This window comes from Kitasatospora cineracea (genome assembly GCF_003751605.1).
GTDB classification, from domain to species: Bacteria; Actinomycetota; Actinomycetes; order Streptomycetales; family Streptomycetaceae; genus Kitasatospora; species Kitasatospora cineracea.
This window is the reverse complement of record NZ_RJVJ01000001.1, coordinates 1,151,163-1,166,866: the sequence shown is the minus strand read 5'-3', so window position 1 is coordinate 1,166,866 and position 15,704 is coordinate 1,151,163. Positions and strand designations below refer to the sequence as shown.

The following is a 15,704-nucleotide window of genomic DNA, read 5'->3' as shown; positions in this document are numbered from 1 at the left end:
CCCCAAGTAGGGGAGTTGGAAATGCCATTCAGCCACATGGAGATCCTCAAAGCCCTCCAGCCGCTCCCGGGAGGGGTAGTCGCTGGACAGTGCCAGACCCGCCGCGACGGACAGCTGATCGTCACCGCCGAACTTCTGGGATCCGCCAGGGCGCGGCAGGACGAGTGGGAGGGCGTTCTGGTGCGCGTCATCAACCCGACGGTTGGCGAACTCGACGTCAACGCCTTCCTGTTCAGCGACTACGGCACCCTGCCGCGCGGGCTGGGCGCGCGGGTGTACGCCAGCACCACACCCGGCATTCTGCAAGGCAAGGACCTCGCGGCCGCGATCGAGGAGTACGTCGCCCTCTTCCGGTAGGCCCCGGCGAGAACGGCCCGTGCCCGCGCCCCGCCTCGGTGGGGCGCGGGCACCGCGCGTTCTTCGCCCACCTCGGCGCTCACTGGTAGACATAGACGACCCCGGCCCCGACCGGGCCGCACCCGAAGGAGACTGCGATGAGCGGCGAGAAGCCGGCGGCCGTGAAGACCAGGCGCGGCAAGGCCGCCACCCCCGGCGAGAGGCTGGCCGCCGCCGCCGAGGAACTGCGTGCCGCACTCGAAGCCGTCGAGGGGGCCGGCCTGGAGCCGATGGACCTGCTGGAACAGGTACGGGACCCGCTCGCGGTCGTTGACGACGTCGCCACCAGGATGCGCGAGCTGCGCCTGCAAGGCGTCACCGGTGCCTACCCGGACCGGTCGGTGCCCGTGTACCGGATCTCCGACGCCTCGGGGCTGTCGGCCGCCCTGGTGACCCGCTACGCCAAGCAGGCCGGGCTGGAGATGCGCAACCGGCGCTCCGCCGGGGACTAGGCCGTTTCCTTCGGATCATCGTGCTGACCAGATGAAGATGGCGGCGATGTGGAGTCCGGCGAGGTAGATGGCGGCGGTCTTGTCGTAGCGGGTGGCGAGGCCGCGCCACTGCTTGAGCTTGTTGATGCAGCGTTCGACGGTGTTGCGGTGCTTGTAGGCGTCGCGGTCGAACCCTGGTGGTCGGCCGCCCCGGCTGCCGAGTCGTTTGCGGTTGGCGGTCTGGTCGGCGGGTTGCGGGATCACCGCACGGATGCGTCGGCGTCGCAGGTGGGAGCGGATGGCGCGGGAGGAGTAGGCCTTGTCCGCGAGGACCGTGTCCGGCGTCGTCCGTGGTCGGCCGATCGACCGGGGCACCCGGATCCGTGCCATGACGTGCTCGAAGGCAGGTGCGTCACCGGCCTGGCCGGGCGTGAGGACGAACGCGAGCGGTCTGCAGTGCCCGTCGGCGGCCAGATGGATCTTGGTGGTCAGTCCGCCGCGGGACCGTCCGAGGGCGTGGTCGTGCGGCTCGCCGGCCGGGGCCCCTTTTGACGGGCCCCGGCGGCGTGCTGATGCGCCCGGACGATCGTGGAGTCGACCGCGACGACCCAGTCGAGGTCGCCCTCGGCGTCGGCCTGGGCGAGCAGCGCGGTGAAGACCTTCTCCCACGTGCCGTCGGCCGCCCACATCCGCAGCCGGTTGTGGGCGCCCTTCCACGATCCGAAGTGCTCGGGCAGGTCCGTCCAGGGTGTCCCGGTGCGGTACTTGAACGCGATCGCATCGATCACCTGCCGATGGTCACGCCACCTTCCACCCCGCTTCGGCGCCCGGTTCGGCAGCAACGGCTCGATCCGCGCCCACTGCGCGTCAGTCAACGACACACATGAACCAACGATCGGATGATCCGAAGGAAACGGCCTAGCCGCGGGCGCGACGCACGACCTCGGCGAGGGGCTCCCCGGCGCCGTTCTCCGGTTCGGCGGCGAGCGCCTCCTGCTCCCAGGCGGCCAACTCGTCCTCATCCAGCGCCTCCCATGGCGCGTACGGGTCGCGGATGACGCCGAGGCTGTACTCGTCCTCCTCGCTGTCGCCCTCCTCGTCGTTCCACCTTCCGACCTTGCGCAGGATCTCCTCCTCGCGCTCCCGGCGCTCCAGGAGCTCGTCGAGCTGGCCGTCGATGCACCCGTAGCTGGTGACCGGCTCCGGGGGGCCGGGGCGCAGCCTCCGCTCGATCGCGTTGCGGGCCTCCAGCCACTTCCGGTGGTCCTCCACCACCACCCGGCCGGGCCCCGCTGCGGCATCGAATGCCCGTAGCAGAGCGGCGAGCTGATCCCGCGTCGGCAGCACCTTGCCGTCGAGGATCCGGTGGATAGTGCTCCGTGGCACCCGGCAGCCAGGGCCAGCGGTCAGCTTCTGCAGCCGGGTGAGCGACGGCTGTCCGGCCCGTGCCCGTAGCCCGGCCAGGCCGCGGGCCAGCCCCGCCGTGCTGCGCCGGGGCCGGGCCGGTTCGGCGGCCAGCACGGCCGCCCGCTCCGCGCCAGCGGCCGCCCACAGCACCTCGGCCCTGTCGGCGGCCAGGAACTGGGCGTGCCGGCTGTTCCGGTCGGCGGCGGCGCGGGCAAACGCCCGGACGGTGGTCAGCCGGGGCAGATGGGTGCCGGCGGCGGCCCGGCTGAGCGTCGCGGCACCGTGCGGGACCCCCAGCTCCTTGGTGCGCTTGGCGAGGCCCGCATAGGTCAGGCCGCTGTCCGCCTTCATCCGGCGCAGCGCGGCGGCGAGCGCCCTGGTGCGCGGGCTGGCTCCCGCCGCCACCGGCATCGCGCGGCGTCCCACGGTCAGCGCCCCTGCCGCCCGGGGAGAGCGCCCGGGTGCCCGCGGGTGATGAAGGCGCTGCACGCGCCGGCCATCACGAGCAGCCCGTCGGGAACGGGGCGGCCGACCAGGGCGAGGACGGCGATCAGCAGCGCGAGGCTGATCATCAGCGCGACCTCTGCCCCGGAGAGGTGGCCGGCGGGGGCGGTGCTGGAGGCGAGGCGGTTCTTCACGGGGGGCTCCTGAGGGGTGTGGCGGCGTCTGCCGCAGAGGGCGAACTCGCCTGTCCGGCAGGGTTCGTGAGACCTGATTGTGCAGCTGTGGCGGGGCCGGGGCCACCGCCTTGCAGCGGGCGAGGGGGTGGACGTTGTGTCGGCGAAGGAGCCGCGATCGGGCCCTGATCTGCGGTGATCCGCGACGTTGACTCGTTTCCGTCCAAGGGGCCGGGCGCGGGTGCCGGGGTGTGGCCGAGGGGAGCCGGGCCGGGGCGGGGCTCGCGGCGGGGTCCGGAAGTTCTTCCCCGAAGGGTGTGCCCAAGGTCGCCCGCCCGAGAATAGACTTAAGTCAAGAAAGCAGACAGAAGTCAGCTTGGTTGCCAGCCCGGACCGCGAATCCGGGCCCACCACAAGGGAGACACCCATGCGTCAGAGCGACGTCATCACCGGCCGGGCCGACCGGGGCGCGATCGACAACACCACCGGCGAGGCCGCCTTCTACTCCCACCGCGAGCCCGCCTGGCACGGCCTGGGCACCGTCACCGAGGAGGCCAAGACCAGCGACGAGGTGATCAAGCTCGCCAAGCTGGACTGGCTGGTCGAGAAGCGCCCCCTCCTGTCGATGAACAAGGGCAAGCTCGGCAAGAAGATCCCCGGCCGCTTCGGCACCTTCCGCGACGACAGCGGTGACTGGGTCGGCGGGCTGGTCGGCAACACCTGGACCCCGATCCAGAACCGCGTCGCCTTCACCTTCCTGGACGAGCTCGTCGGCGGCGGCTTCCTTACCTACGAGACGGCCGGTGCCCTCGACGGCGGCCGGGTCGTCTTCATGTCCACCAAGTCCCCGAGCATCACCATCGACCCCCAGGGTGCGGCCGACCGCATCGACCTCTACACCCTGTTCGCCAACAGCCACGACGGCCGCTCCGCCGCCGTCGCCGTCGAGACCCCCGTGCGGGCGGTGTGCACCAACACCCTCGACCTCGCGGTGCGGGACGCCCACCGCGTCTGGAAGATCCGCCACACCAAGAACGCCCTGACCGACCTGGAAGAGGCCCGCCAGACCCTCGGGTTTACCGAGCAGTACGCCTCCGCGCTGGAGGCCGAGGCCACCGCCCTGTTCCAGCAGGCGATGACCGACCAGGAGTTCGACAAGCTGATCGGGCAGCTGTGGACGCCCCCGGCCGAGGGTGCGCGCAAGAGCATCCTGGCCGCCCACGAGGAGCGCCGCGACCGCCTGCACGCCCTGTTCGCCGAGGCCGACACCCAGGAGAACATCCGGGGCACCCGCTGGGCCGCCCTGCAGACCGTCATCGAGTTCGAGGACTACTTCCGCGCCGTCAAGGTCCCCGAGGCCCTGACCGAGCAGGAGCACCGCAACAACCTGGCGATGACCACCCTGCTGCACACCCAGAGGAACGACATCAAGGACATGGCGAAGGCCCTGCTGCTGGCGGCCTGAGCCCGGCGGCCGGGGGCGGAACCCGCCCCCGGCCAGCCCGCCCCGCTCCACCCACCCCGGCCGCGCCGCCCGGCGGCGCGGCCCACCCGGAACGAGGAACCGCCATGTCCAGCAGCACCCCCCACTTCCACCTCCAGCCCGGCAGCCTCGCCGACCTCGCCGCCAACGCCTACGGCCACGAACCGGCCGGTCACGTCGTCCTCATGGCCTTCGGCACCAAGCTCAGCCTGTTCGACATCGAGTACGACAAGGACCCCAACACCTGGCCGGCACTCGCCGCCGACTTCATCGGCATCGCCGCCCACCGCCTGCGCGCCCTGGGCCAGGACCCCCGCGAGGTCGTCCTCATCATCTACGCCCACCCCGGCGACGGGCCCGAGGCCATCGAGGAGCACACCCTGCTCGGGCGGCGGCTGGTCCTCGCCTGCGGCAACCACGGCCTGCCCGTCGGCGGGCGGCAGTTCGCCACCCCCACCCACTGGTGGAGCCTGCCCGGCTTCATGCCCTCCGACGGGCCCGGCCTCGGCTCCGTCCGACTGCGCGGCGCCGCCCTCGCCCAGGCCGCCGCGGCTTCCTCGCCCGCCGGCGCTGACGCCGGGCTGATGGACCAGGCGTACCTCGACTTCACGGACGAGCTGTCCGCCCGCGGCCGCGACGACATGCTCCAACTCCTGCTGCTGTTCGTCGTGGACCTGCTGGCCGACGGCCAAGACCTCCAGGAGCTCGCGGACCAGCAGCTCGCCCGGCTGGTCTTCGCCGCCCAGAGCGGTGCCTTCCGGCACCTCGCGGCGCTGCGCTTCGAGCCGCAGGAGGTGAAGCGGGCACGGCGGCTGTGGCAGCGGGTCGCGGACCTGTGCACCGGCGAGCACGCCCAGCTCGCGGGCGGGCCGCTGGTCCTGCTCGGCATCGCGGCGCTGCTCGACGGCGACTGCGAGGCGGCGAGCGGCCACCTGGGCCGGGCCGTCGAGGCGAAGCCGGAGGCGGAGGACGCGCGCGCGGCGCTGCTGTGCGCGGAGTTCGCCCTCATCGCGCAGCGGTTCGGGGTGCCGTTGGACGTGCCGGGCGAGCTGCGCCGGCACCTGAGCGGCGACTAGGCCCGCTTGCGCGTCCGGCCCCGGGGCGGCCCGTTCGGGTGCCGCCCCCGGGGCCAGCGGTGTTGGAAGGGAAGGGAATTGGGGTGTGCCCAACCCCCGCACCTTCAAATAGACTTGAGTCAAGAAAGAAGACAGAAGTCTTCTGTGGTTGCCGGTCCGGGCCGCGAACCCGGGCAGACCCTGATAGGACGTCATGACCGAGCAGAACAACGAGAACAACGTGATGGACGGCCCCGAGAGCCTCGTCCACATCCTGCCGCACCTGTTCGGCTACCACCCCGAAGCGGCCCTGGTCGTCTCCGGCCTCGCCCCCGACGGCGAACCCCTCCACTTCACCCGCGCCGACCTCCCCGCCGACACGAGCGACTGGCCGATGGCCGTCCGGGACCTCCTCGCCTTCCAGCAGAACCAGATCGCCGCGACCGAGGACACCGTCATGGGGCTCGTGGCCTGGATCTGCCCCGACCCGGCCGACCCCCTCTACGGCGAGCAGTCCATGGCCCACCACCGCCCCCTCGCCGACCTCATCGACGTGGCCGCCCGGTCCCACCTCGCCGACCTCTTGGAGGTCGTCTACCTCACCCGGGACCGGTACTGGCTGATGTCCACCGACGCCTCCGGTGAAGGCCGCCCGATCTCCACGCCGCCCGCCGAGTACGACGCGACCGCACTCCCGCGCAGCAGCGACGTCCGTACGGCGCTCGCCCCGGTCACCGGCGTCCGCGCCCTCGCCATCGCCACGGCCGTCGAGAGCGTGCTCAAGAACGTCGAACTCCAGATGCGCACCGACGGACACGGAGCGGTCGCCGCCGACGCCGCCGCCCTGGTCGACCGCACCATCCGCGCCCTGGTCGACCGCACCACCACCATCGAGCAGATCCCGGATGACACCGCCGCCCGGCTCCTGATCGGCCTGCAGTACTCCCACACCGCCGGGATCGCCCTGGAGTACTGCGAGGACCACGAACTGCCCGCCGCCCGAGACCTGTGGCTCCACCTCGCCCGCCTGTGCCCCAGCGAGGTCGACTGGTGCGCCGTCGAGCCGACCGTCCTGTACGCGGCCACCTCCTGGGGGCTCGGCCAACAGGGCACCGCCCGGCTCGCCCTGCACGCCGCCGTACGCACCACCAGCAACTACTACATGATCAACCTCCTCTCGCACGCGATGAACGTCGAACACAGCTACGAGGACTTCCGGAAGCGCCTGCGCGCCAGCCGCGCGAGCCGGGGCCACGCCACCGCGGGCTGACCGCACCCGCCGGGGCCGCCAACCGGGCGGCCCCGGCCACCTCACCCGGCCAGCCCACCAACGGAGACACCCCATGCTGCCCATCCAGACCATCCCCCAGTTCGACATCAGCAACCTCGTACAAGCGGCGGAGGCCCTGCCCTACCTGCTCGGACACCAGCCCGACGGCCCCGAGCCCGTGGTGTTCATCGTGAGCTGCGACACCACCGAGCAGCGCGTCCTGTTCAGCCAGAGGATCGGAATCCCGCCCGAGCTCGAAGACCTCCACGGGGCCGCCAGCGAACTGATCCACTTCGCGCTCGCCAAGCTGGGCGAACTCGACACCACGGCGGCGGGCGTCCTGATCTTCGTCCTCCCCGGGGCGGGCGAGCCCGACGACCGCACCAGCGCCCTTGGCCGGCACTACGCCCTCGCCCACGCCCTCGGCTCCAGCGCCACGAGCCACAACCTCGAAGTGCTCGCCAACCTGTGCGTCACCTCCACGCACTGGTGGTCCTACGAGCATGCGGACCCGGCCGACCTGCCCGCTGGGACCCCCCTGCACGGCCCGCACAACCCCGGCCCGGTCACCATGGACGCCGTCTTCAAGGGCATCCCGGTCCCGCCGAGCGAAGCGGGGATGCACGCCGCCTTCACCCCGGCCGCCGGAGACGACGCCGAGCCCTACAAGGCGGCGCTGCTGCAGGCGGCCGTGGATCGCGCGCGGCGGGAGAAGGAGAACGGGGTCAAGGCCGAGATCGCCCGCGCCCGCGCGACGCTCGACCGGCTGCTCATGGACGGCGGCGACGGTGCCCCGCTCTCCGATCTCGCGCCCATCGAGACCGCCGAGCTGATCCTCGCGCTGCGGCACAGGCCCCTGCGGGACTACGCCTGCCAGTTCGTCGAGCCGACGGAACTCCCCCGGGCGCAGGAGCTGTGGTCGCTGCTCGCCCGGCGCTGCGTCAGCGACCGGACGGTCCTCGCCGCAGCCCCCCTCACCCTCGCGGGCTTCACCGCTGCGGCCAACGGCGACTTCCTCTCCGCGGGCATCGCCCTGCGCCGGGCGGTCAAGGCTGATCAGATGTACCGGCTCGCCGGGCTCGTCCTGGACCTGATCTCCCAGACCAACTCCGTCGACCCGCTGCTGGCGATCGCGCGGGAGGAGAGGGCCCACCGCAACGTCGCGGACTGAGAGTCCGTCCGGGGGAGGGCAGGCATCCTGCTCGCCCCCGGACGCCTCGCCGGACCGGCCCGTCCGGCGCTCCGGCGGCCGACGCCGGCGCGAGCACCGCACGGGCCGGTCCGGCGGGCCCCAACGGCCCCGTCACCGCAGAGGCCGCCTCCTGCCGCGACCGGCAGAGGAGACGCGAGCGAGAGGGCGAACTGGAGTCAACTGCCTTTAATTGCAAGGAAGTTGATGTGCCCAATGGCGTGTGGTGTTGGGGAGGCTGGCGGGGTCGGGCAGCAAACGCCCGGCCCCGCCAACCACACCAGGGCTACGACAGGCCCTGCCCCACCCGGAGAACACCGTGACCCAGCCCAAGCCCCCCACCGCCCAAGAGATCGAAGCCGCCCGCGACCGGCACCGCGCCGCCGCCGAGGACGCCAACCTCGGCCCCACCGCCCGCCGCCACCACCAGCACGCCGCCTGCGGCTACGACTGGGCCCTGCGCGCCCTCGGCACCCCCACCGCCATCCACCACCTCGGCTACGCCCGTGCCTACGCCGAACAGGCTGCCCAGCACGCCCCCGCCACGACACGGCTGACCCTCACCCTGCCCGCCGCCTTCTGCCGCTGGGCGGACGAGAATGGCCGCACCCCGCAGCACTTCACCGGCGACGAGACCGCCGACCGCCTGCGACTCGCCCTCCAGGCCGGCACCAAGCACCAGATCGACGCCTCCACCTGGACCCTCACGATCCCCGGGCACGACCCCGTCGCCATGCAGCAGCTGACGGCCCTCGCAGACGAGTTCGCCGACCACTGCCACCCGGACAACCACCCGACCTCCATCGAGGTCCGCGCCTCCATCGCCCTGTCGAACGCGCTGAAGAACCTCGCCGAACGCCACCTCGCCGCGAAGTGACCCGCCGGGCCGCCGAGCGATCCGGCGGCCCGGCCCTCCCCTCCGAAGGGCCAGCCATGAACACGCCCCGCCCCCTGCTCACGCCGACCGTCCCCGGTCCCTACCTCGCCAGCAGGCCGGCCGACGCCTACGACGCCGCCCACTACCAGTTCAGCGAGGCCCAAGCCGCCCTCGCGGCCACCGCCTACGAGCACCTCGGCACCGCGGTGCGCGAGTACTCCCCCGACATCGCCTGCATCGACTTCGAACAGACCGACCACGGACCGCTGCTCCACGCGATGTGGACCGGCCCGGACATCCTGCCGCCCTCCCGCCCACTTCGGCTCTGGCACCGCAAGCCGGACCCGTACGTCGAACACCGGTGGCTCAAGGACGCCGAGCAGACCCTGCTCGAACTCCTGGTCCACGGCGAGAAGCTGCCGATCATGCACCTGCCGGGACGCGCGCGGGCCCGCCACCTCCTCAACCTGCTCGCCCCCGACGTCGCCGCCGCGTTGGCTGCCCTGATCCGCCAAGAGCACCCCCACGCGGCCGCACTCCTGCTGAACGTCGACTCCGCCCCCTACAGCACCGACTTCCAGATCGCCCACGTCCTCGACCACAACGGACACTCCCTCAACGACGTCACCGCCAGCACCGCCGAGCACGCTGCACCCGGCGGGCCCAGGTGGCGGGGCAACAACTCCTCCATCAGCCGAGCCGTCCGCCACCTGTGGCTCCACCCCGAGCACCGGACCCGCTACTTCCGGCCGCAGGGCTACCAGTCCCAGCTGTGGAACCAGGGCCTCCAGGCGCTCGTTCTACCCGTCGTTCCGGCCCTGCCCGCCGGAAAGGCCGCCAGGACGACCCCGTAGGCCCGTAAGCCGCCCCGGGCCAGGCCGCCCAGGCCGGGCCCGAGGCCTCGTCTCCCGAGCGCCATCGGAGCGCATGTCGGCGGCCATGATCGCGAACTCGATTAGCAGGCAATTGAGTTGGGCGGAAAGTCACTCGACTTCGGACAGTGATAGCGCCTACCCTCCGTAACATGGCGAAGAAGCGAGGGGTTGAGCCGACTCCTGAGGAGAACCTGGCCGCCGCCATCGTGAACGGCGTGCTAGGCACCCGCACGGTGGCGGTTGACGATCAGACCGAGCCCGGCATGATCGACGCCTGGCTCGCCGGGCCCGATGAGCCCGATGACGCGCGCACAATCGGGCTGGAGATCAGCTCCACCACGGATGGCAAGAATCAGGCCATGTGGAAGTCGATCAACAAGCAGTACGACGAGACCGTGATCCCTGGACTCCGCGGCGCCTGGACGGTCCGGTTCCGACAGGGTGCCCGGATCGGCGGCCCGCCGGCCGCGAAGCTCAGTGAATTCCTCAAGGACCTGGAGCGGCGGAGGGAGACCGGCGCGAGCCTGGAGTCCTACGAGGACACGACCCGGTGGGCCCACGGGTGGCCGGTGCCGAAGTACGCCACCGAGTTGGACATGATGAACAGCATCGGCATCATCTCGGTTGCGCAGATCAGCACCGACCCGGCGCTCTCCGGTCGTGTCTTCGCCTCAACCCTCGGCCACGGCGTCTCTTCGCCTACGGCCGAGCACATGGCCCCGTACGTCTCCGACTTCCTGACGACACCGGAGGGCCAGAACAAGGTCAAGAAGTTGGCGAAGGCGCCGGAGGCTCACCTGTTCATTTGGTCGGATTCGTCCCATATGTCCGTCGGCCTAGCGCTCAGGCATCGGTTCAAGCCGGTCGGCGACCCGGAGGTCCCGGACCACATCGGCGACATCTGGGTGGCGTCAAGGTTCGAGCCGGCGGCGGTCTACCGCTGGAACCGCGGTTCGGGGTGGGCGGTCCATGAGGTATCGGAGGAACTGCAGCAGGTCCCGGAGCCGGCCGCAGCCGAGTAGCAGGCCTGGGCACGTCGGGCGAGCCGAAGGGTTCCGTCCTGTTGGTCTGTCTAGCCGTTGAGCGCGGGGAACCGCGGGCCGGAACGAGCGCGGAAGTCGACTGCCGGGCGAAGTGAGCAGGCAACGTGCTTTGTCGGATAGGTTGTTGGCGGGTCGAATCGGGGGAGAGGGAAACCTCGCCCCTGCTGTTGGAAGATCCGACGGCTTCGAGTTTTCTGCTCCAGATCACCGCTGGTCACCGGTGGTAATGCTCGTGTGATCTGCCGCTCTGCGCCCCGGTGCGGGGACGATGCGGGGACGGAGCGGGGACGGAGCGGGGACGGAGCCTCCTGACCCGGGGGTGGACGAGGGTGGACCCGCTTGTCCGGTCGGTCGACTGACACCGGACCTGAGCTGCAGTAACGTGGACAGTGACGGATCAGGCTGGACCTGGGCAGCACAAGGAAACTGACCGGGCTTCGGACTTTTAATCCGTAGGTTCAGGGTTCGAACCCCTGGCGGCCCACGTGGAACGTGGCGGTCACACCGCCTCCGACCTGCAGCGCAGCACCCCGACTAATTCGAGTAGTCGGGGTGCTGCTGCGTTCGCGGGATATCTGCGTGAGCGGACTGCTAGACAAAGTCGAGTGCGGAGGCGGACTGAGCATCCTTCGGGAACCGTGCTCGGGGGACCAAGGCGACGGCGGCCTCGGCCTGGGTGAAGGCCAGCTCTGGCAGGACGCTGGCGTAGATGTCGCCTGTGATGGTGATGGAGGAGTGGCCGAGTAGCTCCTGGATCACTGGGACGACTGCAACACCATCCGGGCACCCACAAGATCCTCATGGGCAGCGCTGGTAGCCACCAGGTTCAGGCCACGATGGAGCTACGGGCCAGAACCGAAGGCGGAGCAAGTTATGGGGTAAGAATTTCTTACCCCGCCTCCGTCTGAAGGAGTGGGGGGCCTCTCGGTCAGCCCGAAGGTTCCGACGAGGGGGAGCGCAGGGCTTGTTCTGGCTTGGCAAGGGGCTCTTTGCTCGTTCTCCCGTCAGCTCCTGGTTCGGACCATGGCCGTGAGGTGGGGCGACTCGGGCGATGGCTGCTGGCTGTTGATGGCCGTATACCCCCAGGACTCGTACAGCGCCTGGACTTTGCCGTCGCCAGCGAGGGGGTTGACCATCAGGGTGACGCGCTTCTCGGTGCGGCCAGCCAGGAGGTCGTCATGGATGCGCCGCGCGGTGCCGGTGCCCCGCCATGGGATCCGCAGTCCGATTTCCTTGATCACCATGGTGCTGACCTCAGTGAAGCCGTCGGGCAGCGGTTCAGCCATGCGCTTCCAGTACCGGTCGTCGCCCGTCAGGGTGTTCCCGTAGGCATACCCGATGGCCGTCATGCCCTCGTACGCGATGACGGCTTCGAAACCTGGCTCTGTCGCGTGTCGGTCGAGGCGTTCGGCGAATGCCTCGACGCGGTAGTTCGCCAGGTGCAGCAGTGGGGCGCGGACGTCTGCGTAGACGTCCAGCAGGTCCTGCCGGGCATCGGGGGTGAGATCGGTGTAGTGGCGGAGGTCGACGGTCATGCGGTGGTCCTCCAGGTGTCGTGGGCATACTCGGTCCAGGTCAGGGCCGGGCTGCTGCCGTCGGCTACGGCGGTCAGCTTGGTGCCGAAGGCGGTCAGCATGCCGGTGACCCGGGGGTGAGTGGAGACCTCGGCCGGGACCGACATGGCGGTGGCGACGGCGGGTTCGAAGTCGCCCTGGCCGAGTTGAGCGTGGGCGAGGCGGACGGTGGTGATCGCGTGGGAGCGCTGCATCGCGCCGCGGCGAAGCGCCATGCTGCGGTGGGCGTGGGCTTCGGCGTCTTCCCAGTTTCCGGCGGCCAGGTGGGCGGCGAGGGCGAGGGAGTCGAGTTCGGCCTGGTCGTAGAACGCGGTGATCCACACGGGGCGGGACGCTGCGGCATCGGCGCGGTCGAGGGCGTCCTGCGCATGACCGAGGGAGCGTCGGACGGCGTTGGTGTCGCCGGTAAGGCCGTGGATAGCCGCGTGCCGGGCGTGTCCGAGGGAGGCGAACAGCGGGTCGCGGCGGGCGATCGGCAGGCCGCGGGCGGCATCGTTGGCGGCGAGCGCGTCGCCTGGGCGGCCGAGGTGCCGGTAGAGGCTCCCGGCGTGCGACCAGATCCGGAACTGGATGGCGGAGTCGCCGGACATCGCAGCGATCGAGGCGGCCTTCTGGTGGTGCTGGAGAGCGGCGTCGAAGCGGCGGCCGTCGATGGCCGCCCACATCGCGCTCGACATGAAGGAGGCCGCGCACGCGTACAGGGCCGATCGGATCCGCTGGCTCGCGATGCCGTGTTCCTGGAGGAAGAGTGCTTCGTCCGCGAGGGCGACCGCCTTGGCCTCGATGCTGACCCGGCCGCCGTGCAGGTGGTCGCTGGCGATGACCTCGGCGAAGCGGGCCTCCAGCAGTTGGATGTCAGCGGCGCCGATGCGGCGCGGTGCAGGGGCGGCAGCCGTGCCGGTGAGGGCGGCCACGGCGGTGCCGCCGGCGGCCGCTATGAAATCGCGTCGCCTCACGTCTGCCTCCGGTGTGGTGCGGGCCCGGCCCGTGGGGACGAAGCCGAGCTGTTCGGGCATGCAGTCGAATACTGCACCCAGTGCGACACGGATCTTTCCCGGTGGCCACCGGGTCACGCCGGTGAGCCAGTTGTGGACCGTGCGCTCTGATACGGTGCCCGGCTTCCCGGTCAAGGCCTTGATCTCGGCATTCACTTCGCGCGCTAACTCGGCCTTGGTCATGCGGCGTTCGGCCATCCTGCGGCGGAGAGCGACGTTTGCCACCATGCGGTCAACGTAGCCGCGCTGTCACCCGGTGTGCAGGGCCTCGGGTAATGGGATCGTCAAGTTTTCCGGTTGGTGTCGGGCCATGCAGCACCGAACTTTGCCTCACCACCGAGGCGTTGGCGGTCGTTCACTGGGTGTGCGCCCGCCATCGGAACCCCCGCGGCGGCGGCACCGACACATCCCTGCCCTCACTTCTGGAGTCCGCGATGCCGTTCCCTTCTGGTCTTTCCAGGCGAGCCCCGGTCACCTCGTGGACCAACCCGGGTGCGCCATCGTGACCGGCACGATCATCGCGCTGGGGGAACAGGGACCGGCCTCCGGGGCGAGCATCGAGCTGCCCTACCGGCCGGAGTCGGCGTCGCAGGCCAGGCAGCTGGTCCGGATGGTGCTGGCCGAGTGGAGTCTGGACGACCTGGTCGACGACGCCGTGCTCGTCGCCTCGGAGATGGTCACGAACTCCGCGAAGACCGGCTGCCACACGGCGATGACGTTCCAGATCATCCGGACGACGGCTGCCTCGGTGCGGATCCTGGTGACGGACGGCTGCCGCGTCCTGCCCGTGCGGATCAAGGCGGGCAGCGGCGACGAGTCCGGCCGCGGGCTCGAGCTCGTCCACAAGCTCACCCACGGCCGCTGGGGAGCATCCCTGGAACCTCTCGGCAAGACCGTCCATGCCGACCTTCGAGTCGGTGGGAAACCGTGAGGGGCCAGCACCGAGGCTCGGCGCGCGATCCGATCAGCACTGCCCTGCAGGCGGTCTGGATCACTGGCCACTTCGTCGTGCTCGGCCTGCTCGGCGCCCTGACCGACCACCAGCTCACGGGCGACGTGCTGCCCCGGATCGCGGCCTCCACTCCCGATACCGAGCCGCCGGCGCCCTCCATCTGACTCGCGAAGGAGTCCGCACGATGCAGACCCTGGACCGCTACCGGAGCCGCATCTCCCGCCGTCCGAAGGTGGTCGTCGCGCAGCCGGACGGCTTTTGCAACCTCAAGTGCACCTACTGCTACCTGCCTGACCGCGACCGGCGCACACCGATGCCCGTGGAGGTCGCCCAGGCCGTGGCCCGGTCGGTCGCCGAATTCGCCGACACCACCTCGGCGACACCGGTTGAGATCGTCTGGCACGCCGGTGAGCCGCTGGCCATCGGCCGTCGGCGGTTCGCCGAACTGCTGGCCTCGTTCGAGCCACTGCGGGAGGCCGGCCTGGTCGAGCACTCGGTGCAGACCAACGCCGTGCTGATCACCCCGGCGTGGTGCGAGTTCCTGACCGACTACGGGTTCCGGGTCGGGGTGAGCATCGACGGGCCGGCCGCGCTCAACCACCAGCGCGTCGACTGGGCGGGACGCCCCGCCTTCGACCGGATCATGAAGGGCATCGCCTGTCTGCGCGAGCACGGCGTGCGGTTCTCCACGATCGCGGTCGTCAGCGCCGAGAGCATCGGCGACCCCGAGGGCCTGCTGGACTTCATGGCTGGCCTCGGCTGCCACACGGTCGGCCTGAACATGGAGGAGCTGGAGGGCGTCAACACCAGCCGCGCGGTGCCCACCGTTGAACAGGCCGGCGAGTTCTGGCGTCGGGCCATCGCCTGGTCCCGCCGGCACCGCGGCCTGACCATCCGCGAGGTCGACCGCCTCGGCAGCTACCTGCGGGCCGCCCGCCTCAGCGGAGGAGCCGCATGGGACGAGCTGCTGATCGATCCGATACCGACCGTCTCCTCTGCTGGGGACGTCGTCCTGCTCTCGCCCGAGCTCGCCGGGATCAGCGATCCGGCATACGAGGACTTTCGGGCCGGGAACGTCATGGAGCTCAGCATCGGCTCCATGCTGGACCGCGCGCACGAGCTTCGGTACGTGCGCGAGTTCCTGACTGGCCTGGACGAGTGCGAGGCCACCTGCGAGTTCTTCGGCTTCTGCCGGGGAGCGCAGGCCGGCAATCGCTACTTCGAGAACGGTCGCCTGGACACCACCGAGACGAACTACTGCCGCGTGTCCAGGCAGGCCCTCATCACCGCACTGTCCGATACCGTCCGAGAGGAGCAAGCCGCATGACCGTCCTTGAACTGCTGGCGACCACCGACGCCCCGGTGGTCGCCGACCTCACCGTCGGCCAGCCCATCGCCGTTGCCGGGTTCGACAACCGGCCCACCTGGGACAACGCCGGATCGTCGTTCGACAACCGGCCGACTTGGGACAACTGGTCGAACAAGTAGTCCCGCCTGATGCACCCGGGCCCGCACTGCGCGGTGCGGGCCCGGGGCCCCG

18 protein-coding genes and 1 tRNA gene are annotated in these 15,704 nt (G+C 70.7%); 14 read left to right on the top strand and 5 right to left on the bottom strand.

Annotated features, from left to right (window positions below; translation table 11 throughout):
• The first annotated feature begins 21 nt into the window (after nt 1-21).
• Together EDD39_RS05170 and EDD39_RS05165 are read left to right on the top strand one after the other, a co-directional pair.
• Entirely contained in the window at nt 22-357 is a 336-nt protein-coding gene (locus tag EDD39_RS05170; RefSeq protein ID WP_100836970.1) for a hypothetical protein, read from the top strand.
• 137 nt (nt 358-494) lie between these two features.
• Nucleotides 495-848: a hypothetical protein gene (locus EDD39_RS05165; RefSeq protein ID WP_100836969.1), complete on the top strand. Its 354-nt coding sequence runs from the start codon at nt 495-497 to the stop codon at nt 846-848.
• Nucleotides 849-863: 15 nt separating this feature from the next.
• Here EDD39_RS05165 and EDD39_RS05160 read toward each other — a convergent pair.
• The 3 genes from EDD39_RS05160 to EDD39_RS05150 form a co-directional block, all read right to left on the bottom strand.
• Nucleotides 864-1,708 (bottom strand): IS5 family transposase gene (locus EDD39_RS05160; protein ID WP_425269645.1). Its coding sequence is split into 2 segments (ribosomal slippage): nt 864-1,378 and nt 1,378-1,708, totalling 846 coding nucleotides; the frame shifts between segments, so codons are not numbered across the junction.
• 37 nt (nt 1,709-1,745) lie between these two features.
• Nucleotides 1,746-2,660 carry a hypothetical protein gene (locus tag EDD39_RS05155; protein ID WP_148089386.1) on the bottom strand — a complete coding sequence of 305 codons (915 nt, stop codon included), beginning with the start codon at nt 2,658-2,660 and terminating at the stop codon, nt 1,746-1,748.
• Nucleotides 2,661-2,662: 2 nt separating this feature from the next.
• Nucleotides 2,663-2,872 (bottom strand): hypothetical protein, encoded by a 210-nt coding sequence (locus tag EDD39_RS05150; RefSeq protein WP_100836967.1) that lies wholly within the window; start codon nt 2,870-2,872, stop codon nt 2,663-2,665.
• A 406-nt stretch (nt 2,873-3,278) separates the two neighbouring features.
• Here EDD39_RS05150 and EDD39_RS05145 point away from each other — a divergent pair, with 406 nt between their 5' ends.
• The 8 genes from EDD39_RS05145 (at nt 3,279) to EDD39_RS39300 (ending at nt 11,127) form a co-directional block, all read left to right on the top strand.
• Complete coding sequence (locus EDD39_RS05145) at nt 3,279-4,316, top strand: DUF932 domain-containing protein (protein WP_100836966.1); 1,038 nt, start codon at nt 3,279-3,281, stop codon at nt 4,314-4,316.
• A 104-nt stretch (nt 4,317-4,420) separates the two neighbouring features.
• Nucleotides 4,421-5,410 (top strand): DUF4192 family protein, encoded by a 990-nt coding sequence (locus EDD39_RS05140; RefSeq protein WP_100836965.1) that lies wholly within the window; start codon nt 4,421-4,423, stop codon nt 5,408-5,410.
• Between the two features lie 193 nt (nt 5,411-5,603).
• A complete protein-coding gene (locus EDD39_RS05135) occupies nt 5,604-6,659 on the top strand; it encodes a DUF4192 domain-containing protein (protein WP_100836964.1) in 1,056 nt (351 codons plus the stop codon).
• Nucleotides 6,660-6,732: 73 nt separating this feature from the next.
• Nucleotides 6,733-7,830 carry a DUF4192 domain-containing protein gene (locus tag EDD39_RS05130; RefSeq protein WP_100836963.1) on the top strand — a complete coding sequence of 366 codons (1,098 nt, stop codon included), beginning with the start codon at nt 6,733-6,735 and terminating at the stop codon, nt 7,828-7,830.
• A 337-nt stretch (nt 7,831-8,167) separates the two neighbouring features.
• On the top strand, nt 8,168-8,725 hold the full coding sequence (locus tag EDD39_RS05125; protein ID WP_100836962.1) for a hypothetical protein: 558 nt from the start codon (nt 8,168-8,170) through the stop codon (nt 8,723-8,725).
• Nucleotides 8,726-8,781: 56 nt separating this feature from the next.
• A complete protein-coding gene (locus EDD39_RS05120; RefSeq protein ID WP_100836961.1) occupies nt 8,782-9,579 on the top strand; it encodes a hypothetical protein in 798 nt (265 codons plus the stop codon).
• Nucleotides 9,580-9,749: 170 nt separating this feature from the next.
• A complete protein-coding gene (locus tag EDD39_RS05115; RefSeq protein ID WP_123553664.1) occupies nt 9,750-10,622 on the top strand; it encodes a hypothetical protein in 873 nt (290 codons plus the stop codon).
• Between the two features lie 431 nt (nt 10,623-11,053).
• Nucleotides 11,054-11,127: transfer RNA gene (locus tag EDD39_RS39300), tRNA-Lys, on the top strand.
• Nucleotides 11,128-11,647: 520 nt separating this feature from the next.
• Here EDD39_RS39300 and EDD39_RS05110 read toward each other — a convergent pair.
• Nucleotides 11,648-12,178: a GNAT family N-acetyltransferase gene (locus tag EDD39_RS05110; protein WP_123553662.1), complete on the bottom strand. Its 531-nt coding sequence runs from the start codon at nt 12,176-12,178 to the stop codon at nt 11,648-11,650.
• Complete coding sequence (locus tag EDD39_RS05105; RefSeq protein WP_482796753.1) at nt 12,175-13,395, bottom strand: NsdA family TPR-like regulatory protein; 1,221 nt, start codon at nt 13,393-13,395, stop codon at nt 12,175-12,177. The genes EDD39_RS05110 and EDD39_RS05105 overlap by 4 nt, the downstream gene beginning before the upstream one ends.
• Nucleotides 13,396-13,714: 319 nt before the next feature.
• On the opposite strand from EDD39_RS05105, the gene EDD39_RS05100 reads away from it, so the two are divergent.
• From EDD39_RS05100 to amcA, 4 genes are read left to right on the top strand one after another with little or no spacing between them, the layout of a single operon-like run.
• Entirely contained in the window at nt 13,715-14,143 is a 429-nt protein-coding gene (locus EDD39_RS05100; protein WP_123553660.1) for an ATP-binding protein, read from the top strand.
• The gene (locus EDD39_RS05095) at nt 14,140-14,328 is read left to right on the top strand and encodes a hypothetical protein (protein ID WP_123553658.1); all 189 of its coding nucleotides are present in this window, start codon (nt 14,140-14,142) and stop codon (nt 14,326-14,328) included. The genes EDD39_RS05100 and EDD39_RS05095 overlap by 4 nt, the downstream gene beginning before the upstream one ends.
• A gap of 20 nt (nt 14,329-14,348) precedes the next feature.
• A complete protein-coding gene (gene amcB, locus EDD39_RS05090) occupies nt 14,349-15,491 on the top strand; it encodes a cyclophane-forming radical SAM peptide maturase AmcB (protein WP_123553656.1) in 1,143 nt (380 codons plus the stop codon).
• Nucleotides 15,488-15,652 (top strand): multiple cyclophane-containing RiPP AmcA, encoded by a 165-nt coding sequence (amcA, locus tag EDD39_RS39295; protein ID WP_162869904.1) that lies wholly within the window; start codon nt 15,488-15,490, stop codon nt 15,650-15,652. Before amcB ends, amcA begins: the two co-directional genes overlap by 4 nt.
• The last annotated feature ends 52 nt before the right edge of the window (nt 15,653-15,704 follow it).

Coding starts and splice junctions, on each gene's coding strand:
- EDD39_RS05170 (WP_100836970.1), top strand. CDS start 22: ATGCCATTCAGCCACATGGAGATCCTCAAAGCCCTCCAGCCGCTCCCG.
- EDD39_RS05115 (WP_123553664.1), top strand. CDS start 9,750: ATGGCGAAGAAGCGAGGGGTTGAGCCGACTCCTGAGGAGAACCTGGCC.
- amcA (WP_162869904.1), top strand. CDS start 15,488: ATGACCGTCCTTGAACTGCTGGCGACCACCGACGCCCCGGTGGTCGCC.
- EDD39_RS05165 (WP_100836969.1), top strand. CDS start 495: ATGAGCGGCGAGAAGCCGGCGGCCGTGAAGACCAGGCGCGGCAAGGCC.
- EDD39_RS05135 (WP_100836964.1), top strand. CDS start 5,604: ATGACCGAGCAGAACAACGAGAACAACGTGATGGACGGCCCCGAGAGC.
- EDD39_RS05130 (WP_100836963.1), top strand. CDS start 6,733: ATGCTGCCCATCCAGACCATCCCCCAGTTCGACATCAGCAACCTCGTA.
- EDD39_RS05105 (WP_482796753.1), bottom strand. CDS start 13,395: ATGACCAAGGCCGAGTTAGCGCGCGAAGTGAATGCCGAGATCAAGGCC.
- EDD39_RS05145 (WP_100836966.1), top strand. CDS start 3,279: ATGCGTCAGAGCGACGTCATCACCGGCCGGGCCGACCGGGGCGCGATC.
- amcB (WP_123553656.1), top strand. CDS start 14,349: ATGCAGACCCTGGACCGCTACCGGAGCCGCATCTCCCGCCGTCCGAAG.
- EDD39_RS05120 (WP_100836961.1), top strand. CDS start 8,782: ATGAACACGCCCCGCCCCCTGCTCACGCCGACCGTCCCCGGTCCCTAC.
- EDD39_RS05140 (WP_100836965.1), top strand. CDS start 4,421: ATGTCCAGCAGCACCCCCCACTTCCACCTCCAGCCCGGCAGCCTCGCC.
- EDD39_RS05110 (WP_123553662.1), bottom strand. CDS start 12,178: ATGACCGTCGACCTCCGCCACTACACCGATCTCACCCCCGATGCCCGG.